Genomic DNA, 24,828 nt, shown 5'->3' with positions numbered 1-24,828 from the left:
ATAGACATATGCCTCCTGTTCTGATGCGAATTCCATCACCACAGAAGTCGAGTTTTCCAGCACAGCCAATGGCCTGACCGGAGGCTCACGCTTTGGTGATATTGCGTGTGATCAGCGTCACAGCCAATTCATTTCCCATTGATCAGCTTTCCCGACAGGATGCAATTGTCCGCTGAGCACAACCGATCAGACGGACCAAGTTTCAAAACGCAAACAACATTTTTGCTCACATCACTTACTCCGGGAGACTACCATGTCTAACAATGCAAAAACCTTCTCCGCAGCCCTCGTCGCTGGCGCTGTCGCCACTTTCGTTTCCGCCGGTGCCATGACCGCCCTGACCACCGACGGCGTACAGGCTGCCGAAATGGAGAAATGCTACGGTGTTGCTCTCAAAGGCCAGAATGATTGCAAGGCTGGTCCAGGCACCACCTGCTCGGGTTCCTCCACCATGGACTATCAGGGCAACGCCTGGAAGCTGGTCCCTAAAGGCACCTGCACCACCATGAAAACCCCACATGGCATGGGCAGCCTGACCCCGAAAAAAATGTAAGACCGGCCGCACCTGCGGACGATTTTTGAGAGGTACAGGCCAGAGGTAAAGTCCCATGACATTGTCCAACACCCTGTCTGCCTCGTCTTCCAAACCGATCCCGGCGCGTGCCGGGGTCGGTCTGAAGGCGGAGCATTATCAGACGATCCTTGAAACAAATCCCGACATTGGTTGGTTTGAAGTGCACCCTGAAAATTACATGGGTGCAGGCGGTCCGCCGCATAAATACCTGACCGAGATCGCCAGTCGCTATCCGCTGTCCCTGCACGGGGTCGCCGCGTCCATTGGCGCTGACCAGCCGCTGGATCAGGGCCATCTCGACCGCCTCAAGGCGCTCAATGAGCGTTACATGCCCGGACTTTTCTCCGAGCATCTGGCATGGTCGAGCCATGACGAGCTTTTTTTCAACGATCTTCTTCCCGTCCCCTATCGCGAAGACAGCCTTGAGCGGGTCGTCGCCCATGTGGATCAGGTTCAGACCCTGCTGGGTCGCAAAATCCTGATTGAAAATCCGTCGGTCTATGTGGCATTCGAAAGCTCCACCATGTCCGAGATCGCCTTTCTGGAAAAACTGGTGGCCCGCACCGGTTGTGGCCTGCTGCTTGACTGCAACAATGTTTATGTCTCAGCGACCAACCAGAATTATGACCCTGTCGCCTATCTCGACGCCTTCCCCGTGGAGCATGTTGGTGAGGTGCATCTGGCCGGATTTGCGCGCGATGAAGATGATGAAGGCGAGATTCTGCTGATTGACTCCCACGACCGCGAGGTTGCCGATGTGGTCTGGCAGCTCTATGACCACGCGCTCAAACGCTCCGGTACCGTGCCGACCCTGATCGAATGGGATGGCAACATTCCCACTTGGGACGTGCTGTTTGCGGAAGCTGAGCGAGCAGAAGCCATCCTTGATCAACACCGCAAGGCGGGAGACCTCCGTCATGCTGGCTAATGATCGGGTTAAAAATCTGGGCACGGTCCAGACCGGCTTTGCATCGGCCCTCCTCAATCTCGAGGATCCGGTGCCCGCCGACGTGATTGGTCCCAAGCCCGGCAAAAAGGCCGTCAAACGCTTTGGCGTCTATCGCAACAATGTGCTCAGCAGTCTCATCGAAGCCATGGCGGGAGTCTATCCGGTGGTGCGCGATCTGGTCGGCGAGGAATTTTTCAACGCCACCTGCTCGATCTACATTCGCCAGCATCCGCCACGTTCCAAGATGTTGATCACCTATGGCGATGCATTTGCCGAGTTTCTGGCAAATTTCCCGCCAGTTGCCGAATTGCCCTATCTGGCAGACGTCGCAAGACTGGAGCGAGCTTGGCTCGATGCCTATCACGCGGCCGACGCCGCACCATTTGACCCTTCCATGTTGCAATCAATCCCGCCTGAACGTCTGGGCGCGCTGACCTTTGCCTTTCATCCCGGTGCGCACTTGCTTCGGTCCGACCATCCGGTCTTTTCCATCTGGTCGGCTCATTCTGAACATGGCGACACTGTCGACCTTGGCACCGTAGAACAGGCAGCACAGTCCGTTCTCGTCACCCGCCCGCACTGGCAGGTGTCGGTGACCATGCTGCCCGATGGCGCAGACCTCTTCTTTGCCACCCTCATGGAAGGGGCGACCCTCGCTGACGCCGCAGAGCGAGCTGCCAGCGCTTACGACAATTTTGATTTTGGCCAGCATTTCACTGGCCTCTTGCAAACCGGCGCCTTGTTGAGCGCCCATTAACCCGAACAAACTGAAGCTGCCCTCCCCCGCAACGCAGCGTTCAGACAGCCTAACAACGGATACGAACATGTCTCTACTCGACCGGCTTATAGCCTTACACAACCGCACTTTCTCAGCACTGGATGCTGCACTGTCCGACTGGTTCCTCGGTCTTGCTGCCCGGTTGATTTTCTCCAGCGCCCTGTTTTTCTATTATTTCAACTCCGGCATCAGCAAACTGGGCGAGGGTTTCTTCGGAATATTCAATCCCTCCGCCGGTGCCTATGGCCAGATCTTGCCAACCATCGCCGAAGCCGTGCTGTATGACACCAGCCAGATCGCCTTCTTCCCTTGGACGATCATCGTCATTCTGGGCACCGTCACCGAAATCATCCTGCCATTTCTGATCCTGTTTGGTCTGGTCACACGTCTCGCCAGCCTTGCCTTCATTGGCTTCATTGCCGTTCAGACCTATGTCGACATCGCCTTCCACGGTCTTGAAAGCGAAACCATTGGAGCGGTGTTCGATCAGGTACACAATTCAGAAATTCTCGACTACCGCCTCTTGTCCATCCTGCCGCTGATCCTGCTGATCCTCAAAGGTCCCGGCAAGGCATCCCTTGACTATCTGCTGACAAAAACGATCCAGCCAAGCGGCAAATTGGCGGCAGCCTGACACACAAGATCAGAATTGGTCTTGACCCGGGCAAGCGAGCTTGGTCCTATGGGACACCAGCCAGACACCTTTTCAGGCACCTCTTCGGGCCACTGCCTGAAGAGGTTTTTGTCTCTTGCCTCAAGGATCAAACATGCAATTTGCCAGCGACAACTGGGCCGGGGCCTCTGCCAAGGTCATGGACGCCCTGTCCCGCCACAATGATGGTGCCGCCCCCGCCTATGGCGGTGATGACCTCACCCAACAGATCGAAACCCGTTTTCAGGACATTTTCGAAACCGATTGTTCCGTCTTCATGGTCGCAACGGGCACCGCCGCCAATGCGCTGTCGCTCTCAACGCTGACCGGTCCGGGCGGTACTGTCTTCTGCCATATGGACGCCCACATCCGGGTTGATGAATGCGGCGCACCGGAATTTCTGACTTCGGGTGCCCGCATGTGGGGTCTGGAAGGTCGCCATGGCAAACTGACGCCAGACGCCATCCGGCATGGTCTGGAGCAAGTCCCCCATGGGGTTGTCCATCATGGCCAGCCCAATGCCATTTCCCTCTCGCAGGCCACCGAATACGGCACCGCCTACTCACTGAGGGAGCTGGAAGCAATGGCAACCATTGCCAAGGACCAGAAACTCGCCCTGCATATGGATGGCGCCCGCTTTGCCAATGCCATGCTGGCTATCGGAGCAACACCGGCTGAAATGACATGGAAATCCGGTGTCGACGTCCTGTCCTTCGGCGCGACGAAAAATGGCGCCTGGTGCGCTGAAGCCGTGGTCTTTTTCAACAAGTCCTATGCGGGGGACTTTATCTATCGCCGCAAACGGGCAGGCCATCTCTTCTCCAAAATGCGCTTTGCCGCCGCCCAGTTTGATGGCTACTTTGCCGACGACCACTGGCTGGACAATGCAACGCACGCCAACAAGATGGCCAACCGTCTGATTGATGGCCTTAAGGCATCCAACAGCAGCCGCATCGCCTGGCCGAGCCAGTCCAACGAGGTCTTTGCCATCCTGCCCAAGACAGCAGCCGAACAAGCCCGCGAGGCGGGCGGCAATTTCCATGAATGGCCGTCAGCAGGCCTGCCGGATGAAGACTGCCCCGGCGAAGGCGAGTGCCTGGTTCGTCTGGTCTGTTCCTTCCGCACCCAACCAGATGAAGTCGACGCCTTCCTAGCGGCCATCAACAAAAGCGAAGCACCCCACAAAATCGGATAGCAAAACGGCTCCAGCGACATCATATCGCTGGAGCCGTTCTGTGAGAGGACCGATTGCCCTCAGGCACGGTGTGTGGGAGGAAGACCCTCAGGCAATCGGTACGACCTTTTGGAAAAGGTCTGGGAGGAATGTGGGGGGAGTGTGTGGAGCGTGGATCACGCTCCACCTTGATCTTGTCGGATCGAAGAAATGATTAGTGGGTGTTGCCTTCGATCATCGTCTGATCGGATGCGCTTTTGATGGCGATTTGGCGTGGTTTTTTCGCCTCAGGCAATTCTCGGGACAGATCGATATGCAACAGGCCATGCTCCATGCTTGCGCCTTCCACCTGCATATAGTCAGCAAGTTGGAACTGGCGCTCAAACGCACGGGACGCGATGCCGCGATGCAGATAATCCCGGTCCTTGTCCGCCTCATCAGCGACCTTTTCACCAACCACGGTCAGCGTGTTTTCCTTCACTTCGATAGAAACGTCTTTCTCGGTGAAGCCCGCGACAGCCATGGAGATGCGATAGCCATTCTCGGAAAGGCGCTCGATATTGTAAGGGGGATAGGAAGATGCTCCGCTATCCGGGCTTGAAACAGTGTCCAGCATGGAGAAAAGCTTGTCAAAGCCAACGGTGGAGCGATAGAGCGGGGTAAAATCGTAGTGACGCATGGAAATGCCCTCCTTTGAGCAGCAGGTTTGCGTATTTTTCAAAATGGTCATTCTCCCGTTCAGTGGCGAGAATGAGACGGCACCGGAGCCGTTTTGGCCTCCGATATACGAGATATGGAAATGGTCAATTTCCTTTTCAAGACTTTTTCTGCGAAAAAATGCACCAGCCCCGCGAGCGGCCAATTCGTGCAAAAAGTGGCAGGATTTGGGCCTGCCACAGCATCGCCACGATGATAAATCCCAGATGAACAGGGCCTTCCAATTGCGTTCAGCTAGCCCCTGCTAGGGTGAAATCACAACAACAAAATGGGCAGCAGGCACACCAACGCAAAAGGAAAGGCAAGATCATGAAAGCAATAGCAGTCGCACTTCCCCTTCTCGTCGCAACCCTCATCGGTGGACCAGCCTCGGCCCGTCCGATCGACCTCACGGCAATGAATGGTCAGCTCGTTATCTCCATCGGCAAGGCCGAACAGGTGAGACATTACGGCTGGGATCAGCGCAAGGCCGTCAAACATCATGGCAAGCAGCACCGCTTCGAGCCACTGCCGCCACGCAAGATCGCTCGCATTCTGAACAAGCGCGGTTTTACCGGTCTTAGAAACATGCGCACCGATGGCCGTGTCTATACCGTCAAGGCACGTGGCAAGCGTGGCAATCTGGTCCGTCTGACCGTCAATGCCCGCAACGGCAAGATCATCGACCGTCAGCTGCTGCGGCGCCTCAACCGTGTCGACCGGCGCGCCAATGACCATAGCGCCCGCTGGGACTATCGCAACGACCGCCGTCCCTTCTGGATTCGCTAAGCCCTGATCCAAATGACATCAGAGCAATTCCCGCAGAAGCAAAACCCCGTATCCTTCCAGCAAGGTTCGGGGTTTTGTGCGGTCCTTCATCCTTGCGCCGATGCCGTGGTGCACTATTCTAGGGTCCAGCCGCCCCATTGAGCGGGAAAAAGACACAATGGGCAGCATTTCCTCTCCCAATCCCCCAGCATTTGGGTAAACTGGGGCAAGCGTCGCCAACTGGGAAAGAGAATGTCGGACAAGCGCAAAGATTTGAAAAAGCTGGACAATTATCCAGATCTGATGGACGCCCGCTGCCAGACGATGAAAACCTATGATGGCTTTTCCTTGCGCACAGCACTTTGGCCTGCCACCGTCCCCGCACCCAAGGGCACCATCTGCCTGTTGCAGGGACGATCCGAATTCATCGAAAAATATTATGAAGTGATCCAGGAGCTACGCCAAAAGGGCTTTGCTGTGGCAACCTTTGACTGGCGTGGACAAGGAGGGTCAGACAGATTGCTGGACGATCCGCTGAAGGGGCATGTCAGGCGCTTTGCCGATTATGGCCGCGATCTTGATCAGTTCATGAAACAGATCGCCCTTCCCGACACGCCGCGACCGCATTTTGCGCTGGCCCATTCCATGGGTGGCCTGATCCTGCTCTCGAACTTGCCCCACATGCGCACTCTGTTCGAACGCACCCTGATCACCACGCCTTTATTGGAACTGGCCTCCCAACAGCGCCGCTTCATGGGTCTTCGCTTCCAGCAACAGACCATCCGCAAGCTTGCCGGTTGCCTGCGTTTCCTTGGACGGGGCAAAGCCTATATGCTGGGTGCCGACCGCAAACCAATCGACCCGCTGGGCTTTGAAGGCAATCCACTCACCTCGGACGGTCCGCGCTATGACCGCAATCGGCGCTATCTCGTCGATTTTCCCGAACTGGCCATAGCCGGACCGACGGCCAGTTGGCTACATGAAAGCTGCAAGGCGATGGATCATCTGCAATCAAGCGACGTTCAGGCCACGATCCACACGCCGACCCTCATCATCACAGCCTCACAAGACACCATTGTCAGCACCAACATGGCCGAGCAGTTTGCGTCATCGACCCGCGCAGCCTATGCCATCAGCATCGCTGGCAGCCGCCATGAAGTGATGATGGAGCGCAACATCCTGCGCCAACAATTCTGGGCCGCCTTTGACAGCTTCATCCCCGGCAGCAATCCCGTGGAATTGACCGACGTGGCAAGTTGACCGCCAGTCTGTGGCAATCAGACTTTACCCGCCAGCAGCGCGATGGCTTGCTCGAGTAGAGCCTCATTGGCCGCGGCAATCACCTGCCCACCGTCAAAGGCCGAGCCACCAGTCCAGTTTGTGACAATGCCGCCAGCCCCTTCAATGATCGGAATCAGCGGCGCAATATCAACTGGCTTCAGGGACGATTCAACAACCAGATCCCCATAGCCCAACGCTACCATGCAGTAGGCATAACAATCCGTGCCATAGCGCGTCAGGCGAGCCTGTGCCTCAACCCGACGATAAGCGATCAGTTCATCCCCGACAAACAGATCAGGCGTGGTGGTGAAAAGCGTGGCTTCGCTTATGTCATGGCAAGCCCGTGTCTTGATTGAACGTTTGCCGTCCGGCCCCTGATAAAAGCTTTCTAGCCCGTTGCCGAAATAGCGTTCACCGGTAAAGGGCTGGCTCATCATGCCAAGCGAGGCGCCATCCTTATGGCGGTAACCAATCAGGGTGCCCCATGTTGGCAAACCGGAAATAAAGGCGCGCGTCCCGTCGATCGGATCAAGAATCCACAGCCCATCCGCATCAAGATTTTCGTCTTCGAACTCTTCACCCAGAATGCCATGATCAGCAAATTGCGCCAAAATCGCCCGACGCATCTCCAACTCGGCCTGTTTATCGGCCTCGGTCACTGGATCAAACCCTGCTTCTTCCTTGTTCTCGACAGCAATCGGCGCCCGGAATAACGGCATCACCGCATCCCGCGCCAGATCGGCGAGATGGTTGAGAAAAGCATAGTCCGGGTGGCGTGAAGTCTCGGTCATAGTCGCGTCCATTCCTTAAGAGCGCCAGAGGCTGTTGGGGCGTGCCGGAGCGATCGGCTAAAGAGGATGCAAGCCTTTTACTCAAACGACCACATCCCTGCAATCGCCATAGCACGAAAAATGCCAAAGCGGACAGTTTGTAGCGCTCACACTGAATGAAAAGGCGCGGTCAGCGGCTGTCGGACCAGGAGAAATTATCCACCCGCATTTGCGGCACGGACAGGGAAGACGGCGTGACCGGCGCTCCCTTGTTTGCCGCATCCGATGGCTGCGCCAGAGCGACAGGTTTGACCAGCTTGTCGGAATCAAGCGGCGGTTTGCGCAAGACAAAGATATCCCGGCTTGCACCACGCCCTTCCCTCAGCGCCGCCTCATCGGCCGAGGCCAGATTGTCCGGCAGCACATCTTCGGCCACCGATTGAGACAAGGCGCGTACGACAAGTTTTTCGACAAAGAAGGCAAGCTTGCGCCGCCCGGCTTTGTTGAACCGAATGGCGTTGCCCTGACGCAGACGGCGATCCTGCCCGGTCAGATCCGGGCCGCGATAGGAGAAATTCCCCTCTTCATCAGCAAAGGCATCCCAGACATCAATGAACCGCTCGCCACGCTCCGTCAGACGACTGGCGACAAGATCGTTCAGATAACGCAGATCGGTGGACAATTTCTTGCTGCCAACCGGCGGCAAACCCACCCAGAAAACCGGCCTGTCCTGCAGTGCGAAAGCCAACCGAAGCCGATCAATCTCGCGCCCATAGGACCGGACCCAGCCATCGGTCTTGAAGTCATAGGCAGGATAGATCTGAGCGCCTTCTTCATCCTTTTTCGCCGGCATCTTGATGCGATCATTCAATCCCACCATCACGACTGCGAAACTGAAGGGCTTGGAATCGAACAAAGCCTCGGGATCCTTCAAGACATTGCGACTTGAATTATAGAGAATGCCGCTGCTCGGCTTGGCATGAATTTCCACCTTCACGTCAGGGACTTGCGAGAAGGCATCTTTCAGCCCCCAGGCAATATCCTGACCGAATTCATCGCCAAACACGGCAATCACCGCGGCATCAGGATCCTTGCTGACCGTGGAGATGACCGGCTTGACCGGCCCAGCCCGCCGCACTGGCTTTTTCGTACGCTTGGTCTTTTCTTCTTCTTTTTTCCGGCTGCGGCGTTTGAACAGCCGCTCAAAGAAACCAAGCGCAACGTCATACCGCCCGTCATCGACCGCCACCGCAGGCGCTTCGTGTCGCAACAGGGGCGCTGCGGACAATGGAGAGACCAGAGCCGCCTCCAACAGCAGACAGGCGCCAATCATCAGCGACAGGCAAAGCCTGATGCCCTTTGATCCACTTTTGCAATGTTGCGTCTGTCCACTCATGGTCTCAATCGATGCTCATCTGTCTCGTTGCTATAGATTTACCCGCCTTTGCGCAGAGCCTCAAGCAAATATCCACTTGGAAAGCCATCCGGAATGCGACCGGAGCGTTTCTGCCAATGGCGGATTGCAGCCTTCGATTTGGATCCCAACCGGCCGTCGACACCACCGGTGTCATAGCCTCGCCGATTGAGCAGCGTCTGCAGTTCTTTCCGCTCGGTTCGGGTCAACATCCTGTCGCCGCGCGGCCATGTTCCGGTAAAGCCACCACCGCCGCGAATCCGGTCGGCCAAATGCCCCACCCCGAGCGCATAGGCATCCGCATTGTTGTAGCGCTTGATGACCGAGAAATTCTTCAGCATCAAGAAGGCCGGACCACGATAGCCAGCCGGAATGATCAACCGGGCCTGATCGTCTGGCCGCGGGAATGGCTGCCCCTTTGCCCGTTTGATGCCCAGTTTTGACCACTCAGCCAAACTCTTGGTCACCCGCCCGTCCGCCAGTTCAAAAGCGAATGTCTTTGGCAGTGCAACCTCATAGCCCCATGTCTTTTCGCTCTCCCAGCCTGCGGTCGACAACAGGTTGGCTGTGGAGGCCAGAGCATCAGGCACCGAAGACCAGATATCACGCCGTCCGTCGCCGTCAAAATCAACCGCCTTGGACAGATAGGTGGTCGGAATGAACTGGGTGTGCCCCATGGCGCCTGCCCATGATCCGACCATGCTGGACGGAGCGACATCCCCATTTTGCAGAATCTTCAGCGCTGCAAGCAATTGTGTGCGGCCAAATTTCGAGCGTCTTTTATCCGCATAGCCAAGCGTTGCCAGCGACTGGATCGTCGGTTTGATCAGCTTGGAGTTTTTGAAAATCGCACCATAGGCGCTTTCCATCCCCCAGATCGCCAGAAGGACATGCCGATCAACACCAAAGCGTTGTTCAAGCTGACTCAAAAGTGTCGCATATTGTGCTTTCATCTTGCGGCCATTCTTGATGCGGGTCTCGCTCACCGCACCATCAAGATAAGACCAGATCGGTTTGACAAATTCTGGCTGATTGCTGGCTCGTTTGATGATCGAGCTGTCATAGCGCGCACCGGCAAAAGCGGCATTGTATGTCTGGCTCGAAATGCCCGCGGATCGGGCCGTTGGCCAGAAATCGCGGATCCACTTTTGAAACCCCGCTTCACTCGCCGCCCACCCTTCACCAGTCGACAGGGCGAGAATCAGTATGCCAGCCGACATGACTGAGCGGGGAAAAGAGCCACATTCCCCGGAGAGCCGGAACAATGCAAACCAAGACATTCTGCGCATCTAACAATCCTATATCTGCAAATCAGAAACACCCGGCCAGAATCATCGCAATCAAATGTGGCCAAGTTGTATTTTGTTTACCATCCTACGGACTTTTCCTTAACCAAGTTTCAAGCTGCCTGTGCCATCATCGAAGCGATATATTTCTTCTATATTGGGTACGACGTCGAAAAGCTTGGAGTCTTTGAAGAATGGCAAGACCGATCCGCAAAGCCGTATTTCCCGTCGCAGGTCTGGGAACGCGCTTTCTACCTGCAACCAAAGCAATGCCAAAAGAAATGCTGACGATCGTGGATCGCCCGGTGATTCAATATGTGGTGGACGAAGCCAAGGCAGCGGGGGTTGAGCACTTTATTTTTGTCACTGGCCGCAACAAGTCGGTCATCGAAGATCATTTTGACGTTCAGGTTGAGCTGGAACACACCCTTGAGCAGCGCGGCAAACTGGATATTCTGCGCACCTTGCGCAAGGAACTGCCAAAAGCAGGTCACACCAGCTTCACCCGCCAGCAGCAGCCTCTTGGTCTCGGTCACGCCGTTCTTTGCGCCCGCGAACTGGTCGGCAACGAACCCTTTGCCTTGCTGTTGCCCGACATGATCATGAACTCCGAACGCGGCTGTCTCGCTGAAATGATGGACATTTACGAAAAGCAGGACTGCAATGTCGTTGCGCTCGAAAAAGTCCCCATGAGCGAAACCCACAAATATGGTGTCGTACAGACCGGCACACAGAGCGAGGATGCCCACGAAATTCTCGGCATGATCGAGAAACCCTCACCGGGCACGGCACCCTCGGACCTGATCCTGTCGGGTCGCTATATCCTGAAGCCGGAAATCTTTGATTATCTCGCCCAGCAGCCTCCCGGCAGCGGCAACGAAATCCAGCTGACTGATGCGATGATCCGGTTGAACAATGACCAGAAATTCTTTGGTGTCGAGTTCAAGGGAGACACCTATGATTGCGGCTCGAAATCCGGTTTCCTGATGGCCAATGTTGCCTTTGGCATGCAGCGCGACGACATTGCACCCAATGTGGTCGAAACCCTGCGCAGCATTCTTGCCGATTATGACGCTGGCTCGGTCTGAGCCGCAATTAAACTGACAAACAGAGCCAACAAAAAAGCGGGCCAAGCCCGCTTTCTTTTTCACTCTGCGCGATGTTCGATGGAACCAATCGGCACCAAATGCGCCACTATTCCACAAGACTGACAATATTGCCCGACGGATCGATCAGATGGGCCAGCGATCCCCCCCAGAATTGCCGTTCTGGCGGCGCGACAAATGGCACACCCCGCGCCTTCAGCGCTTTGTAAAGGTCGGGAAGATTGTCGACAGCCAGCGACAGGCCGGTAAACCGCCCGATCAACGAGGACTGAGGTCCTTGGCTGTCTTCCTGCTCGATGATCACCAGCATGCCCGGCTCAAACCCGACAGCGCCCTGCTCCGAGCGATCCCAAACCATCGGCCATTCCAGCGCATTGGCATAGAATTCACGCGCGGCTGCCAGATCTCTGACAAATATTCGAAAGGCGGTTACATGCATTGGCCGTCCCCCATAATAGCCCGGACATTTGTCCGACATTCGCATGCGGGCCATTCAACCGACATCCACCCGCACCAGCGTCATTTTGATTTGGCCATCGGGAAAACAAACTGCACCTGCATCAAAGGGCCGCCCCCGACAGGGAGCAGCCTTTGGCTTGAGGATGCGGAAATTTCCTTCCAGCATCAACAGTCTGGCAATGGTTTGACGTGTCAGTCAAGGAGTAATCCATCCTGAGGCCACAAAAGTGCCCGGCTTCTTGCCTGTTCAACCGTCAACAGCCGATATTGTTTGACAATCATCATCGACTGGTTCGGCGACAGACACAAAAGCCATGGACCGCACGACAACAGGCTTTCGACCAACTGATCAGAGAAACCCATCAACTTGAACAGACACAGGGTCTGCTCCCAATGCAGGGTCGCCATCATCCGGGCAACAATCTGATGTGGAAAGCCACTCATGCGAGCGATGCCGCAGACAACATCAGCAAACTGATCATTGGATGCATATTGCCGCAGGATCCCTTTGTCGAGCACGCCCTGCCGTTCCAGTTTGTCGATCTTGTTCAGGGACGATTCGAAACGATAGCGTGCCAGATAGGAATGCATCGACAGATCATATAACGGCCCGGGCACTTGTGCCTCGATGTCCTTCCACAAGCTGGCAACACTGAGATCATTGGTGCGTTTCAACGGCGCAGCAGCTTTGACATCCTCGACCCCATTGACTTTGTCGCGACGGGACAATTCCTTGGCCAATGCCTGATCGTTGGCCGCCGCATTCTTCAGAACGCGCATGCCGATCGGCGAAATCTCTGCATCGGTGTTGGCTGCCAGCTTGATCAGCACCGAACCATGTTCTGATTCAATCAGCACATCGGTCACGACACAGGACAGCTGCTTGCGGAAGCAAATGGCAACCATATGGTCCTTGCCTTTGACATCGCTGACCTCAATCAGGTCCTGATCGGTCAAAACCGGAGAATGCTTGAGCACCGGATTCGCCACAGCAATGGCATCAAAAGCAAAGCGGCGAACGATCTGATGCGGCGCATTGCCAAGCGTGCTGAGCTTCTTGGCGGCAAAGGAACGCGTTTCCTCGCACACCAGATCAGCCAACCGTTGCATGACCGTATCATAAGTGGCGAGTTGCTCGTCCGTACAATGCTCAGCCGTCAGCGAAAACAATGTAGCAACATGGCGCATGAGCTCATCGCTCTTGTTTCTGTCGCCTTGACCGCTAAGGACTTTCCAGTCAACCAGTTCGGTTTTTAAGGTGGCAGTTTTCATTGTCTTTTCCCATTTCTGACCGCCCGTCTCGGCGGGAAACTGACTTATTTGAATTCCAAACTACCAGAACCGAATATACAAACGGCTAAACAGGGCATCGAGATTTTAGGATAAAGCATTGAAAACTAGAGCCAAATTTGCTTAAAATTTGATACAAATGAGACCCGCAGCATGAAGGATTGAGTTGACATATGCCCAAGCGCCCCGGAGAGAAAGAACTCGACACCGCCTGTCTGGCCAACGATGCCTGGCTCACCTTCATCGGCCATATCGAGACACAATACCAGACGCCCAAAGACTGTCCACGCAGTGGCGCAAACAGCGAAACCGAAGCCTTTTTGCGTCTCAAACCGGATTTTCTACCCGGCCTGAAGTCAGTGGAAACATGTAGCCATCTCATAGTCTTATACTGGATGGATCAGGCCATGCGGAGTCTGATCGAGCAGGCCCCCAAATTTGACAATCGGAGCCACGGCACCTTTGCCCTGCGCTCGCCCCATCGCCCCAATCCGATTGCCATCTCGACGGTCGAATTGCTTGCAGTCCTGCCAGATGGGTTGAAAATTCGCCATATCGATTGCGTCAATGGCACCCCTCTGCTGGACATCAAACCTTACTTCGCTCATTCCGATTGTGTACCTGACGCAACCGTCGGCTGGTTCTCGCAACGCGATGAGCGCACGCGATCTTAATCCTTCGGAAACCATGCACAAAAAAGCCCCGCTCAAATGAACGGGGCTTTCCGTTTCCAATGCGAAGTCTTAGCGGGAGAAAGGCTTGTATTGCACGCGTTTTGGATTGACCGCATCTGGTCCGAGACGGCGAATCTTGTCCTTCTCGTAATCCTCGAAGTTACCTTCAAACCATTCCACATGGCTGTCGCCTTCAAAGGCCATCATGTGCGTTGCAAGACGGTCAAGGAACATGCGATCGTGGCTGATGACCACGGCGCAACCGGCAAAATCCTCCAGCGCATCCTCGAGCGCGGCAAGGGTTTCGGTGTCCAGATCGTTGGTCGGCTCATCGAGCAGTAGCACATTGGCGCCCGATTTCAACACTTTGGCAAGATGCACCCGGTTCCGCTGACCGCCAGACAGGGAGCCAACTTTCTGCTGCTGATCGCCACCCTTGAAATTGAAGGCGGAGCAATAGGCGCGGCTGTTCATCTCGCGCTTGCCAAGCTTGATGATATCATCTCCACCGGAAATCTCTTCCCAGACGGTCTTGTCGGCATCCAGCGCATCACGGGACTGGTCAACATAGCCCAGATGAACCGTCTCGCCCAGACGCAAGGCGCCTTCGTCAGGCTGTTCCTGACCGGTCAACATCTTGAACAGGGTGGTTTTGCCCACGCCGTTCGGACCGATCACGCCAACAATGCCGCCCGGTGGCAGTTTGAAATCAAGCCCATCGATCAGCAGACGATCTGCAAAACCTTTTTTGAGGCCTTCGGCTTCAATCACCACATCTCCCAGACGCTCTCCGGGTGGAATGATAATCTGGGCCGTGCCCGGCGCACGCTCTTCGTTGCGCTTGAGCAATTCATCATAGGCCTTGATACGCGCCTTGGACTTGGCCTGACGGGCTTTCGGGCTTGCGGCAATCCATTCCTGCTCGCGAGACAGGGCACGCTGGCGGGCGGCCTCTTCGCGGCCTTCCTGTGCCAGACGCTTGGCTTTCGATTGCAGATAGGCGGAATAATTGCCTTCATAAGGGATGCCCGACCCACGGTCGAGTTCGAGGATCCAGCCGGTAACATTGTCAAGGAAGTAGCGATCGTGGGTAATGATCAGCACGGCGCCCTTGAAGTCCCGCAGATGCTTTTCAAGCCAATGCACGGTTTCCGCGTCCAGATGGTTGGTCGGCTCATCGAGCAGCAGCAGGTCAGGCTCGGCCAGGAGCAGCTTGCACAAGGCCACGCGGCGCTTCTCACCACCCGACAAGACGGAAACATCGGCATCCGAGGGAGGACAGCGCAACGCATCCATTGCCATCTCGACCTGACTTTCCAGATCCCAGAGATTCTGACTATCGATAATGTCCTGAAGCTGAGCGCCCTCATCCGCGGTTTCGTCGGAATAATTCATCATCAGCTCATTGTAACGGTCCAGAATGGCCTGTTTCTCGGCCACACCTTCCATCACATTGCCCAGCACATCCTTGCTTTCGTCCAGCATCGGTTCCTGTGGCAGATAGCCGATCTTGGCACCGTCTGCGGCCCAGGCCTCACCGGTAAATTCCTTGTCGAGACCGGCCATGATCCGCAGGATGGTGGATTTACCGGCCCCGTTCGGGCCGAGGATGCCGATTTTGGCGTCCGGGTAGAAGGAGAGATGGATATTGTCCAACACCTTCTTGCCGCCGCTATAGGTCTTGGAAAGACCATGCATGTGATAAATAAACTGTCGAGCCATTCAAACGCCACCATTTCAAAGGGGGGGGAAATCAGAGTTGCCCCGTTTTAATGGGCCAAGAGGCGGGTTTCAATCCCCTTTCCCCCTTTCATGAAGGAACGATGCTCGACTATCGGCCATTCACCCATGCCAGATCAAGCATAGGCCGGCCCGCAAAGCAGGCGCAGCCAGAAAGAATCGGCAGGATTGGTCGAGGGAGTGCCGTCTTTTACGACGCCTCCCGGAGTTCTTCCTCATGATGGAAGCAATTGCGACCGGACTTTTTACTCATGTAAAGCTGGGCATCGGCGCGGGCCATCACATCACAGGCATGATCACCGAACCGAGACATGGCACCGCCCACCGAAGCGGTGAAGGAAACGGTCTCCCCGTCAAGCTCGATCCATGATTCCCTGAGCAGCAGAACCAGCCTTTTTCCAACAGCAACCAGCCCTCCCTCCGAGATATTGGGCAGAAAGACGACAAATTCATCACCGCCCCAGCGACAAGCGACATCGGTCGGCCTGAGCGTCGCGATCAAGGTGCTTGATACAGCCTTGATCACCCGGTCTCCAACATCGTGCCCCCAACGATCATTGACGCTTTTGAAATTGTCGATATCAACATAGAGCACCCCGAACGGCACCTTGTTCTGCCGCCATGCATTGCCGAAACTGTTCAGAGAAATGTCTGCCTGACGCCGATTGCCAATGCCGGTCAGCGGATCGGTCACAGTGGCCTGACGCAGCGCCTCGACCTCGGAGCTGATTGCCATTGTATGGCTGCGATCTGAAAAAATCTCGACAGAGCCGACAATCTTGCCCTCTTCATCACGCATTGGCAGCGAACGGATACTCACCGGCACCCGATGCCCGTCCTTGTGATGCATGAAGACATTGACGTTGCGCGATTCTCCATCGCGCATGCATCCAGCCAAAGGGCACCCTCTTCGGCACAAATTGCGACCATTCTCATCCACATGGTTGAGTGTATTGTCCGCACAGCGCTTACCGAGCATTTCCTCGGCTGTATATCCACTCAATTGCTCAGCGGCCTTGTTCCAGTAAAGCACCTCGCGACGACGGTTGACGAAATAGATGCCGTCATTGAGTGAATCCAAGATATCCTTGTAAAATGACTCATTCATAACATGTCTATGCTGCCTTCGGTCGACTGCCACAATTGAACAGATCTGGGCCGAACGGCATTACCCCCACAATGCAGAATAAATGGCGTTTCTAATTAATCCTTTAATCGCGTGCAACGCAAAAGCATGAAACCAATTGTTGAGTTAATAAAAACTTGCGACAAATTGTCCCTAATAGACCAGATGGTTAAAGAAAAAATATTACCCCAAATCCACCGATGCCAAGCGCGCCTGCGCCCTCTGGTTAAAGCCAGAAGCCTTACAAGATGTAAATTTCTGAAGCGGTAGTTTTTAAGCTTTACACCAAAGACAAGCACCACACAGCAAGGCCTAACCCAGCGCCAGCCAATCAATTTCGCTTCGACCATGGTCGCTCAGAAAGCCGTTGGCGCGGGAGAAGCAGCGCGATCCAAGAAAGGCATCAAAGTCCAAACCGGCCTTACGTGCCCCCAAAGGACTCGGGTGAGAGGTCCGAACAACGCAGTGCCTGTTTTCATCGATGGCCGCAGCAAGTTTGTGGCTATGCTTGCCCCAGGCAAGAAACACAACCGGATCAGCTTTCTCATTGACCACGTCCAGCACAGCGGCGGTAAAGTCTTCCCATCCCTTCTTGGCATGAGAAGCGGCCTCTCCTTGGCGAAGCGTCAGGCAACTATTCAGCATCAGCACCCCTTGCGCTGCCCAACCGCGCAAATCTCCATGCAGCGGCACATCAAGACCGCAATCTTGAGACAATTCCTTATAGATATTGTTGAGCGAACGGGGCGGCTTGATCCCAGGCGAGACGGAAAAGGATAGTCCCATTGCGTGCGGCACGTCCCCTTCCAAGCCCGGATAAGGGTCTTGTCCCGTGATCACCACCCGCACAGAGGCCAGTGACGTTTGCTTCAGGGCATTCAGCCGCAATCCCCGATGTGGCAAAATCCGATAGCCCCTTTCTTCCTCACAAAGCCAGGCTTCAAGCGCTTCAAGACGCCCATGCTGGTCGCGCAACGCCTCGTACCAATCACCACAGGCACGCAGTTCATCCAGCAAAGTTTCCATCTGTCTCTCCCAAACTTGTCTCTGACCCTTCGCCTCTCAATAAACAACCCACTCTCTCCCCGCAATCGCCTGGCCGTCAAACCACAGCCCATAAATTCAATCAATCGATTGATTAATTTTTCAATTAGGTCTATTCTGGATCCCGAAACCCACATTCAATGAGCATCCAACATGGCGCAGGAACGATCGATCCAAACCAGACAGGCCCTGATCAAGGCAGCTTTCCAGCTGTTCGGAGAAAAAGGATTTGCCGCAACGTCCACCCGCGAACTTGCCGCGGCGGCAGGCACGAATGTCGCCTCGATCCCCTATCACTTCGGCAGCAAGGCTGGTTTGAAAATGGCCTGTGCCGACATCATCATCGAGCATATGACCCGGTTGCGTCAGGAACCGAGCGTCCAAGCCCTGCCAGACATCATTCAAACAGCCGAGACCACCTTCGAAAAACTGTTTCTGCGTCAGGCCTATATCCTGCTCAGCCTGCAAGAGGCTGAGCCGATGATCCGCTTTCTGTTCAGAGAAGCCCATGAACAGAGCGATGTCTTCGATCACATCTACAACACGCTGTTCCGCCCCCTGTTGGAATTCTTATTAAGCCACTGGGTCGAAGCCATCGGCGCAGAGCCGCACGTCGCCGAAGAGGAATCCACCCGCATCACCCTCTTCTCGATCATTTCGCAAATTGCCTATTTCCGCATCGCCCAGCCGATTGTTGCCCGCCACTTGAACTGGCACGGCTATGACCGCGAGGAAGCACTCGCTGTCCTGTCTGTCCTGCAAACCAACATTCGCGCCATCATTGCCGCCCACAGGAGCGCATCATGACCTTTCTTTGCTCCATCCCGTTTCTGAGCCTGCTCTTCAATGCCTGCCTGCCGCCTGCACCTTTGGCCACCGGCTATGTCGAAGGAGACTATGTGCTGATCGCCCCGATTGAAACGGCTCAGATCGCCGCCATTCCGGTCAAGCGCGGCGAAAGAGTGGCCTTTGACCAGCCCTTGGCTATGCTCGAACGCCGTGACGCGGAAATTGCAGTCGCCGAAGCCGAAGCCACCATCGCACAGGCCCGCAGCAAGCTGGCAAACCTGAACAGAGGGGCGCGGCCCGAAAAGATCGCCACCCTGCAAGCCTCCATCGCGGCGGCCCAGTTCAGCGCCGAAGAAGCCAAACGCGACATGGACCGCCAGCAAAAACTGATGGAAAAGGGCACCGTTTCCAAAAGCCGTTTTGATCAGGCCCATACCTCCTATGATGTTGCCAAGGCCAAGGTTGAAGAATTGAAAGCCAATCTTGCCTATACCAAACTGCCCGCTCGAGAAGATGAAATTGCAGCGGCGAAAGCCAGTGTCAAACAAGCAGAAGCGGCTCTGGAAAAAGCCGAATGGCGTCTGCGCAAACGCACGCTGAAAGCCAGCCAGACCGGTATCATCGTCGATATCATCCGCGATCTGGGTGAAGTCGCAGGCCCGCAAGCCCCGATCTTGTCGCTGCTGCCCGACAATGGCACCAAATTGCGTCTCTATCTGCCTGAAAAAGACCTTGCCTCGATCAAGGTCGGCAGCCAGCTCGATGTTGAATGCGATGGCTGCACCGGCCCCAACAAGGCCATCGTCAATTACATTTCCGACGGCCCGGAATTCACCCCGCCGGTCATCTATTCCCTCGAAAATCGCCAAAAGCTGGTCTATCAGATCGAGGCACGGCCCGCCGATGGCTCAAGCCTTAAGCCCGGCCAGATCGTCTCGGTGCGGCTTGTGCCATCCCCAGCATCAGTGAAGTGAGGAGGCAGGCATGAAAGCCATTGATGTCCGCAATCTCGTCAAACGCTTTGGCGACAAGACAGTCGTCAACAATGTCTCCTTGTCCGTCGATCAGGGAGAGATTTCCGGCTTTCTTGGTCCCAATGGCTCGGGCAAGACGACGACCATCCGCGTCATGTGCGGCCTGCTCACCCCCGATGAGGGCGAAGGCACGGTGCTCGGCTATGATTTGCATGACGACCAGTTGAAGATCAAACGGCAGGTCGGCTATATGACGCAGAAATTCTCCTTCTATACCGACCTGACGATTGAGGAAAATCTCTTCTTTGTCGCCCGGCTCTATGGCCTCAGCCCGGCCCGCGACCATGTCCGCGACACACTGGAAAATCTCGGCCTCACCTCGCGCAAACATCAATTGGCGGGGCTTTTGTCCGGCGGCTGGAAACAGCGTCTGGCGCTTGCTGCCTGCATCATGCACAAACCAAAGCTATTGCTGCTTGATGAGCCCACCGCGGGCGTTGACCCCAAGGCCCGGCGCGAATTCTGGGACGAAATCCATGCCCTTGCCGCCGATGGCATGACCGTGATGGTCTCCACCCACTATATGGACGAGGCAGAACGCTGTCACCGGATCAATTATATCGCCTATGGCAGCCTGCTCACCTCAGGTACCGTGCAAGAAGTGGTGGCCGAAGCGGGGCTGCATACCTTCATCCTGTCGGGTAAAAATGCCCTGATAGCCGCCAAAGCCCTGACCCAAATGGACGGCGTCGATCAGGTCGCCCCCTTCGGCAATGATCTGCATGTGGTTGGCAAAGACAAAGTCAAACTCGAGCAGATCGTCCGCCAGACCGCCAGCCGGTTCGACATCAGCGCCGCCGCCGGAGAAACGACCTTGGAGGATGTTTTCATCCAATATATGAGCCAGTCGACCGACAATATGGCCGACAACAAACAAGGAGAGCGGTCATGAACCACTATTTCTCCTTCTCCCGTCTCTATGCCCTGCTGGCCAAGGAAGTCACCCAGATGATGCGCGACCGCATCACCTTTGCCATGATGATTGGCATCCCGCTCATCCAGCTCGCTCTGTTTGGCTTTGCCATCAACACCGACCCCAAACAATTGCCCGCAGCGCTCGTCACCACCTCGCAGGATCAATTCACCCGCGCCATGGTTTCGGCCCTCGAAATCACCGATTATTACCGCTTCGATCATGTGGTCAGCTCCCATCTGGAGGCCAGCCGCTTGATGGAAGAGGGCCGCGTTTCCTTCATCGTCACCATCCCGTCCGATTTCTCCAGACGGGTGCTGAAAGGTGACCAGCCACAAATCCTGATCGAAGCCGACGCCACCGACCCGGCGGCGTCTTCCGGTGCGGTCTCCACCCTGACGACCGTGGCCAAACAGGCCTTCCAACGTGAATTGGGTCAGGTCGAGCCGGACGCGTCCAACATCGATATCGTCGTTCATCGCCGCTATAATCCAGAGGGCATCACCCAATATAACATCGTGCCGGGGCTGCTCGGGGTCATTCTCCAACTGATCATGGTGATGATGACCTCAATGGCGCTGACCCGCGAGGTTGAGCGCGGCACGATGGAAAATCTCCTCGCCATGCCCGCCACGCCGTTTGAAATCATGCTCGGCAAAATCATGCCCTATCTGGCGGTCGGCGCGGTGCAGGTGACCGTGGTGCTGGTTGCCGCCAAAACCCTGTTCAGCGTGCCCTTTGTCGGCTCTCTTTGGCTGTTGTTGCTCGGCGTCTTCATTTTTATCTGCTCGCTGGTGCTGATTGGTTATGCCATTTCCACCGTCGCAGGCAGCCAGATGCAGGCCATGCAAATGAGTTTCTTCTTCTTCCTCCCCTCTTTGCTTTTGTCCGGCTTCATGTTCCCCTTCAAGGGCATGCCGGGCTGGGCGCAAGTGATTGGCGAGATCTTCCCCCTGACCCATTTCCTGCGGCTGGTGCGCGGTATCATGCTCAAAGGGGCCGATATCCATGCCATGCGCGCCCCCTTGATCGCGCTTCTCATCTTCACGATAGCGCTTTCGGCCATTGCCTTATTGCGCTTCCGCAAGACGCTGGATTGATCCTTACCACTGGAAGTCGCAGCCAGACGGTCTTATATTCAAGCCACTGCAATATCCTTTCCCTCGTGCGAAAGAGCCAAGACATGTCGATGAGCCAACCCGTCTCTTGGGCCTTCAAGACAACGGGCCTGACCAAAGTCTATGGGGAAGGCAACGCCGCCGTTCATGCCTTGCGCGGGGTCGATCTCGAAATCCCCAATGGCGAAATGGTCGTTCTGCTGGGTGCATCCGGCAGCGGCAAATCCACCTTGCTGAATATTGTCGGCGGTCTGGATCGCGCCACCGATGGCACGGTTTTGTTTCAAGACCTCGACTTGACCGCCCTGTCCGATGACCGCCTCACCCTCTATCGCCGCGATCATGTGGGCTTTGTCTTCCAATTCTACAATCTGATGCCGAGCCTAACCGCCTATGAGAATGTCCAACTGGTCACCGAAATCGCCGAAGACCCGATGGAGCCGGACGAAGCCTTGGCCCTTGTTGGCCTTGCCGACCGTGCCCACCATTTCCCGGCCCAATTGTCCGGCGGTGAGCAGCAACGGGTCGCCATTGCCCGCGCCATCGCCAAAAAGCCCACTGTCCTCTTTTGCGACGAACCCACCGGGGCGCTCGACAGCACCACGGGCCGGGTGGTGCTCGAGGTGCTGCGCGATGTCAATGAACGGCTCGGCGCAACGCTTCTGATCGTGACCCATGCCGCCAACACCGCCGCCATGGCCGACCGGGTGGTGCATTTTGCCGACGGGCAAATCCGCGAAGTCGTGATCAATCAGACCAAACTCACCCCCGACCAGATCGAATGGTAAGGCGAAAGAGGTGAGCATGTCTCCACTCAACCAAAAGCTGGCACGGGATCTCTGGCGCATGAAGGGGCAGGCTATTGCCATTGCCGCCGTCATCGCCACCGGCGTCATGCTGCTGGTCATGATGTCGGGCGTTGTCACCTCCCTGTCCGAGACCAAACGCGCCTATTATGAGCGCAACCGGCTGGCCGACATTTTCGCCCCCGTCAAACGGGCACCGCTCCATGTCATCCGCGATCTGGCCGCCCTGCCCGGCATTTCGGCTGCCGAAGGTCGGGTGACGGGGTCAGCCCTGATCAGCCTGCCCGGTCTGGCGCTTCCCTTGCGTGCCAGCGCCGTTTCCCTGCCCGATGATGGCAGGCCGCGATTGAATGAAATTCATCTGACCGATGGCCGCCGCATCAGCCGCGACAATGCCAATGAGATCCTGCTGCTCGAAAGCTTTGCCAAGGCCCATGGCCTCACCCCCGGCGATCATCTCTCCGCCACGATGAATGGCGCCCGCCGGTCTTTCCTGATTGTCGGCCTCGCCCAGTCACCGGAATTTCTCTATAGCGTCGCGCCGGGGGAAATGATCTCCGACGACAGCCGCTTTGGTGTCATCTGGATGAGCCAGACCGCCCTGTCGGCGGCCTATGACATGCAAGGGGCCTTCAACGAAGCCATCCTGTCTCTGGGCCGCAGCAACAATCTCGCCGACATCCTCGACCGGATCGACCGCATTCTCGACCCCTATGGTGGGCTTGGGGCCTATGGCCTCAAGGACCAGACTTCGAACCGCTTCATCGCCGAAGAAATCAAGGGCATGGAATCGTCCTCCCGCGTCGTGCCGCCAATCTTTCTGGCCGTCGCCGCCTTCCTGCTCAACATCGTCATTTCCCGCATGGTGCAGGCCGAGCGTGAACAAATCGGCCTGATCAAAGCCTTTGGCTACACAAACTGGGAGGTCGGCGGCCATTATTTCAAATTCGTACTGGTGATTGCGATTGGCGGCGCTCTGATCGGCTGTTTGGGTGGCATCGCGCTGGGGCGTGGCATGCTCACCATGTATCAAGCCTATTATAAATTCCCCATTCTGGTCTTCCAGCTCGAACCCGCGGCCTTTGTCACGGCCTTTGCCACCTCCATTCTGGCGGCTTCCGCCGGAGGCCTGTTGGTGTTGCGCACGGTCTTTGCCCTAACGCCTGCGGTCGCCATGCGCCCTCCGGCTCCGGCCGACTATTCCCGCACCGGACGCCTTGGCGCCAGCCTCAACCGCCTGCTCGATCAGCCAAGCCGGATGATCCTGCGCCGCCTCACCCGCCAGCCGGGCCGCATGCTCGGCTCGCTTGCAGGCATTTCGGCGGGCATGGCCCTCTCGGTCTCGATGATTTCCCTGCTGGCAGGGTTCGACAAAACCATGGACCTGACCTTCAATGTCATGGATCGGTCGGAGGTCACCGTCACCTTCACCCATCCGCTCGCCAGCCGCACCATTCATGAGCTGCAAAGCATGCCCGGCATCCTGCAGGTCGAGCCGGAGCGCTCTGTTGCTGCCGTCCTGCGTCATGGGCTGAACAGCTATCGCGGCGGCATCACCGGCCTCATCAATGACCCGAGCCTCAAACGCGCTGTCGCCCGCGATCTCTCCCCCATTCCGCTGGGGCCGCAAGGCATCGTGCTGTCCAAGGCCCTCGCCAAGACACTCGACATTGTGCCGGGGCAAAGCCTGACCGTCGACATCCTCGAAGGCCGCCGCCCGACGCTGACCATCCCCGTCGCCAACATCGCTGAAAGCCTCATAGGCTCGCCCGCCTATATGCAGCTCGACGCGCTCAATCGCGAGCTGAAAGAACCTTTGCGCATCTCAACGGCTTATTTGCGCATCGACATGAAACAAAAAGACCGCATCTTCAAGCAACTCAAAGACCGCCCCTATGTCGCCGGAGTCAGCCTCAAATCCGACGCCCGTGCCGCCTTGCAGAAAATGATGGATACGGGCGCCGGCTCCACCCGCTATGTCATGCTGGCCATCGCCGCCATCATTACCTTTGGCATCGTCTATAATGCCGCCCGCATCGCTTATGCCGAACGCCTGCGCGATCTTGCCAGCCTGCGCGTCATGGGCTTCACCCGCGCCGAGGCGGCCTTTGTGCTGCTTGGTGAACTGGGCGTGATCACACTCACCGCCCTGCCCCTTGGCTCGCTTCTGGGCTATTATCTGGTCTATGCCATGGCAGAAGGTTTCAGCACCGACCTCTATCAGGTCCCCATCATCTTTTCGCCTGCCAGCTACGGCACCGCTGCGCTTGCCGTCCTCATGGCTGCGGCTTTTTCCGGCTGGCTGGTGAAACGCGACATCGACCGGGCCGACCTTGTGTCCGCCCTCAAAATCAGGGAATGATCCAGTTCACGCTGGGAGTTATCTC

The 24,828-nt window shown here is 56.3% G+C and carries 24 protein-coding genes; 15 read left to right on the top strand and 9 right to left on the bottom strand.

Annotated features, from left to right (window positions below):
* Window positions 1–253: 253 nt before the first annotated feature.
* The 5 genes from FDK21_RS01635 (at window position 254) to FDK21_RS01615 (ending at window position 4,148) form a co-directional block, all read left to right on the top strand.
* Window positions 254–553, top strand: a complete 300-nt coding sequence (locus FDK21_RS01635; protein ID WP_114009497.1) for a DUF2282 domain-containing protein — start codon at window positions 254–256, stop codon at window positions 551–553.
* A 55-nt stretch (window positions 554–608) separates the two neighbouring features.
* Window positions 609–1,502 (top strand): DUF692 domain-containing protein, encoded by an 894-nt coding sequence (locus FDK21_RS01630; RefSeq protein WP_114009498.1) that lies wholly within the window; start codon window positions 609–611, stop codon window positions 1,500–1,502.
* Window positions 1,492–2,280, top strand: coding sequence for a DNA-binding domain-containing protein (locus FDK21_RS01625; RefSeq protein ID WP_171021904.1), 789 nt, complete (start codon window positions 1,492–1,494; stop codon window positions 2,278–2,280). The genes FDK21_RS01630 and FDK21_RS01625 overlap by 11 nt, the downstream gene beginning before the upstream one ends.
* A gap of 67 nt (window positions 2,281–2,347) precedes the next feature.
* Window positions 2,348–2,935, top strand: coding sequence for a DoxX family membrane protein (locus tag FDK21_RS01620; protein ID WP_138147277.1), 588 nt, complete (start codon window positions 2,348–2,350; stop codon window positions 2,933–2,935).
* Between the two features lie 133 nt (window positions 2,936–3,068).
* Window positions 3,069–4,148 carry a low specificity L-threonine aldolase gene (locus FDK21_RS01615; protein WP_138147276.1) on the top strand — a complete coding sequence of 360 codons (1,080 nt, stop codon included), beginning with the start codon at window positions 3,069–3,071 and terminating at the stop codon, window positions 4,146–4,148.
* Window positions 4,149–4,341: 193 nt separating this feature from the next.
* Here the strand turns inward: FDK21_RS01615 and FDK21_RS01610 are convergent, their stop codons facing one another.
* Window positions 4,342–4,806 carry an Hsp20 family protein gene (locus tag FDK21_RS01610; protein WP_138147275.1) on the bottom strand — a complete coding sequence of 155 codons (465 nt, stop codon included), beginning with the start codon at window positions 4,804–4,806 and terminating at the stop codon, window positions 4,342–4,344.
* Between the two features lie 347 nt (window positions 4,807–5,153).
* Between FDK21_RS01610 and FDK21_RS01605 the strand changes: the two genes are divergently transcribed.
* Window positions 5,154–5,612: a hypothetical protein gene (locus FDK21_RS01605; RefSeq protein ID WP_138147274.1), complete on the top strand. Its 459-nt coding sequence runs from the start codon at window positions 5,154–5,156 to the stop codon at window positions 5,610–5,612.
* A gap of 231 nt (window positions 5,613–5,843) precedes the next feature.
* The gene (locus tag FDK21_RS01600; RefSeq protein ID WP_246657469.1) at window positions 5,844–6,851 is read left to right on the top strand and encodes an alpha/beta hydrolase; all 1,008 of its coding nucleotides are present in this window, start codon (window positions 5,844–5,846) and stop codon (window positions 6,849–6,851) included.
* Between the two features lie 17 nt (window positions 6,852–6,868).
* On the opposite strand, the gene hisN is transcribed toward FDK21_RS01600, so the two are convergent.
* From hisN to FDK21_RS01585, 3 genes are all read right to left on the bottom strand, one after another.
* Entirely contained in the window at window positions 6,869–7,663 is a 795-nt protein-coding gene (gene hisN / locus FDK21_RS01595; protein WP_138147273.1) for a histidinol-phosphatase, read from the bottom strand.
* 169 nt (window positions 7,664–7,832) lie between these two features.
* Window positions 7,833–9,038 (bottom strand): DUF459 domain-containing protein, encoded by a 1,206-nt coding sequence (locus FDK21_RS01590; RefSeq protein ID WP_138147272.1) that lies wholly within the window; start codon window positions 9,036–9,038, stop codon window positions 7,833–7,835.
* Between the two features lie 38 nt (window positions 9,039–9,076).
* Window positions 9,077–10,345: a lytic murein transglycosylase gene (locus tag FDK21_RS01585; RefSeq protein ID WP_246657468.1), complete on the bottom strand. Its 1,269-nt coding sequence runs from the start codon at window positions 10,343–10,345 to the stop codon at window positions 9,077–9,079.
* 191 nt (window positions 10,346–10,536) lie between these two features.
* Between FDK21_RS01585 and galU the strand changes: the two genes are divergently transcribed.
* Window positions 10,537–11,430: a UTP--glucose-1-phosphate uridylyltransferase GalU gene (gene galU / locus FDK21_RS01580; protein WP_114009506.1), complete on the top strand. Its 894-nt coding sequence runs from the start codon at window positions 10,537–10,539 to the stop codon at window positions 11,428–11,430.
* 106 nt (window positions 11,431–11,536) lie between these two features.
* Here the strand turns inward: galU and FDK21_RS01575 are convergent, their stop codons facing one another.
* Window positions 11,537–11,941, bottom strand: coding sequence for a VOC family protein (locus FDK21_RS01575; protein WP_114009507.1), 405 nt, complete (start codon window positions 11,939–11,941; stop codon window positions 11,537–11,539).
* Between the two features lie 158 nt (window positions 11,942–12,099).
* A complete protein-coding gene (locus FDK21_RS01570) occupies window positions 12,100–13,179 on the bottom strand; it encodes a DUF2336 domain-containing protein (RefSeq protein ID WP_138147271.1) in 1,080 nt (359 codons plus the stop codon).
* A 191-nt stretch (window positions 13,180–13,370) separates the two neighbouring features.
* Between FDK21_RS01570 and tsaA the strand changes: the two genes are divergently transcribed.
* The gene (gene tsaA, locus FDK21_RS01565; protein ID WP_114009509.1) at window positions 13,371–13,871 is read left to right on the top strand and encodes a tRNA (N6-threonylcarbamoyladenosine(37)-N6)-methyltransferase TrmO; all 501 of its coding nucleotides are present in this window, start codon (window positions 13,371–13,373) and stop codon (window positions 13,869–13,871) included.
* 69 nt (window positions 13,872–13,940) lie between these two features.
* Here tsaA and ettA read toward each other — a convergent pair whose 3' ends face one another.
* The 3 genes from ettA to ung form a co-directional block, all read right to left on the bottom strand.
* Complete coding sequence (ettA, locus tag FDK21_RS01560) at window positions 13,941–15,593, bottom strand: energy-dependent translational throttle protein EttA (protein ID WP_114009510.1); 1,653 nt, start codon at window positions 15,591–15,593, stop codon at window positions 13,941–13,943.
* Window positions 15,594–15,801: 208 nt separating this feature from the next.
* Window positions 15,802–16,719, bottom strand: a complete 918-nt coding sequence (locus FDK21_RS01555; protein ID WP_138147270.1) for a sensor domain-containing diguanylate cyclase — start codon at window positions 16,717–16,719, stop codon at window positions 15,802–15,804.
* Window positions 16,720–17,049: 330 nt separating this feature from the next.
* Window positions 17,050–17,763 (bottom strand): uracil-DNA glycosylase, encoded by a 714-nt coding sequence (ung, locus tag FDK21_RS01550; protein WP_138147269.1) that lies wholly within the window; start codon window positions 17,761–17,763, stop codon window positions 17,050–17,052.
* A 171-nt stretch (window positions 17,764–17,934) separates the two neighbouring features.
* Here ung and FDK21_RS01545 point away from each other — a divergent pair, with 171 nt between their 5' ends.
* The 6 genes from FDK21_RS01545 (at window position 17,935) to FDK21_RS01520 (ending at window position 24,803) form a co-directional block, all read left to right on the top strand.
* Window positions 17,935–18,588 (top strand): CerR family C-terminal domain-containing protein, encoded by a 654-nt coding sequence (locus tag FDK21_RS01545; RefSeq protein WP_138147268.1) that lies wholly within the window; start codon window positions 17,935–17,937, stop codon window positions 18,586–18,588.
* Window positions 18,585–19,544, top strand: coding sequence for an HlyD family efflux transporter periplasmic adaptor subunit (locus FDK21_RS01540; RefSeq protein WP_138147267.1), 960 nt, complete (start codon window positions 18,585–18,587; stop codon window positions 19,542–19,544). Before FDK21_RS01545 ends, FDK21_RS01540 begins: the two co-directional genes overlap by 4 nt.
* Before the next feature lie 10 nt (window positions 19,545–19,554).
* The gene (locus FDK21_RS01535; RefSeq protein WP_138147266.1) at window positions 19,555–20,496 is read left to right on the top strand and encodes an ABC transporter ATP-binding protein; all 942 of its coding nucleotides are present in this window, start codon (window positions 19,555–19,557) and stop codon (window positions 20,494–20,496) included.
* A complete protein-coding gene (locus tag FDK21_RS01530) occupies window positions 20,493–21,617 on the top strand; it encodes an ABC transporter permease (RefSeq protein WP_138147265.1) in 1,125 nt (374 codons plus the stop codon). The genes FDK21_RS01535 and FDK21_RS01530 overlap by 4 nt, the downstream gene beginning before the upstream one ends.
* Window positions 21,618–21,706: 89 nt before the next feature.
* Window positions 21,707–22,423, top strand: coding sequence for an ABC transporter ATP-binding protein (locus FDK21_RS01525; RefSeq protein WP_210238695.1), 717 nt, complete (start codon window positions 21,707–21,709; stop codon window positions 22,421–22,423).
* A 16-nt stretch (window positions 22,424–22,439) separates the two neighbouring features.
* On the top strand, window positions 22,440–24,803 hold the full coding sequence (locus tag FDK21_RS01520; RefSeq protein ID WP_138147263.1) for an ABC transporter permease: 2,364 nt from the start codon (window positions 22,440–22,442) through the stop codon (window positions 24,801–24,803).
* The last annotated feature ends 25 nt before the right edge of the window (window positions 24,804–24,828 follow it).

This window comes from Cohaesibacter sp. CAU 1516 (assembly GCF_005771485.1).
Classification (GTDB): domain Bacteria; phylum Pseudomonadota; class Alphaproteobacteria; order Rhizobiales; family Cohaesibacteraceae; genus Cohaesibacter; species Cohaesibacter intestini.
The sequence above is the reverse complement of the archived record's forward strand: the minus strand, read 5'-3'. Positions and strand labels throughout refer to the sequence as shown.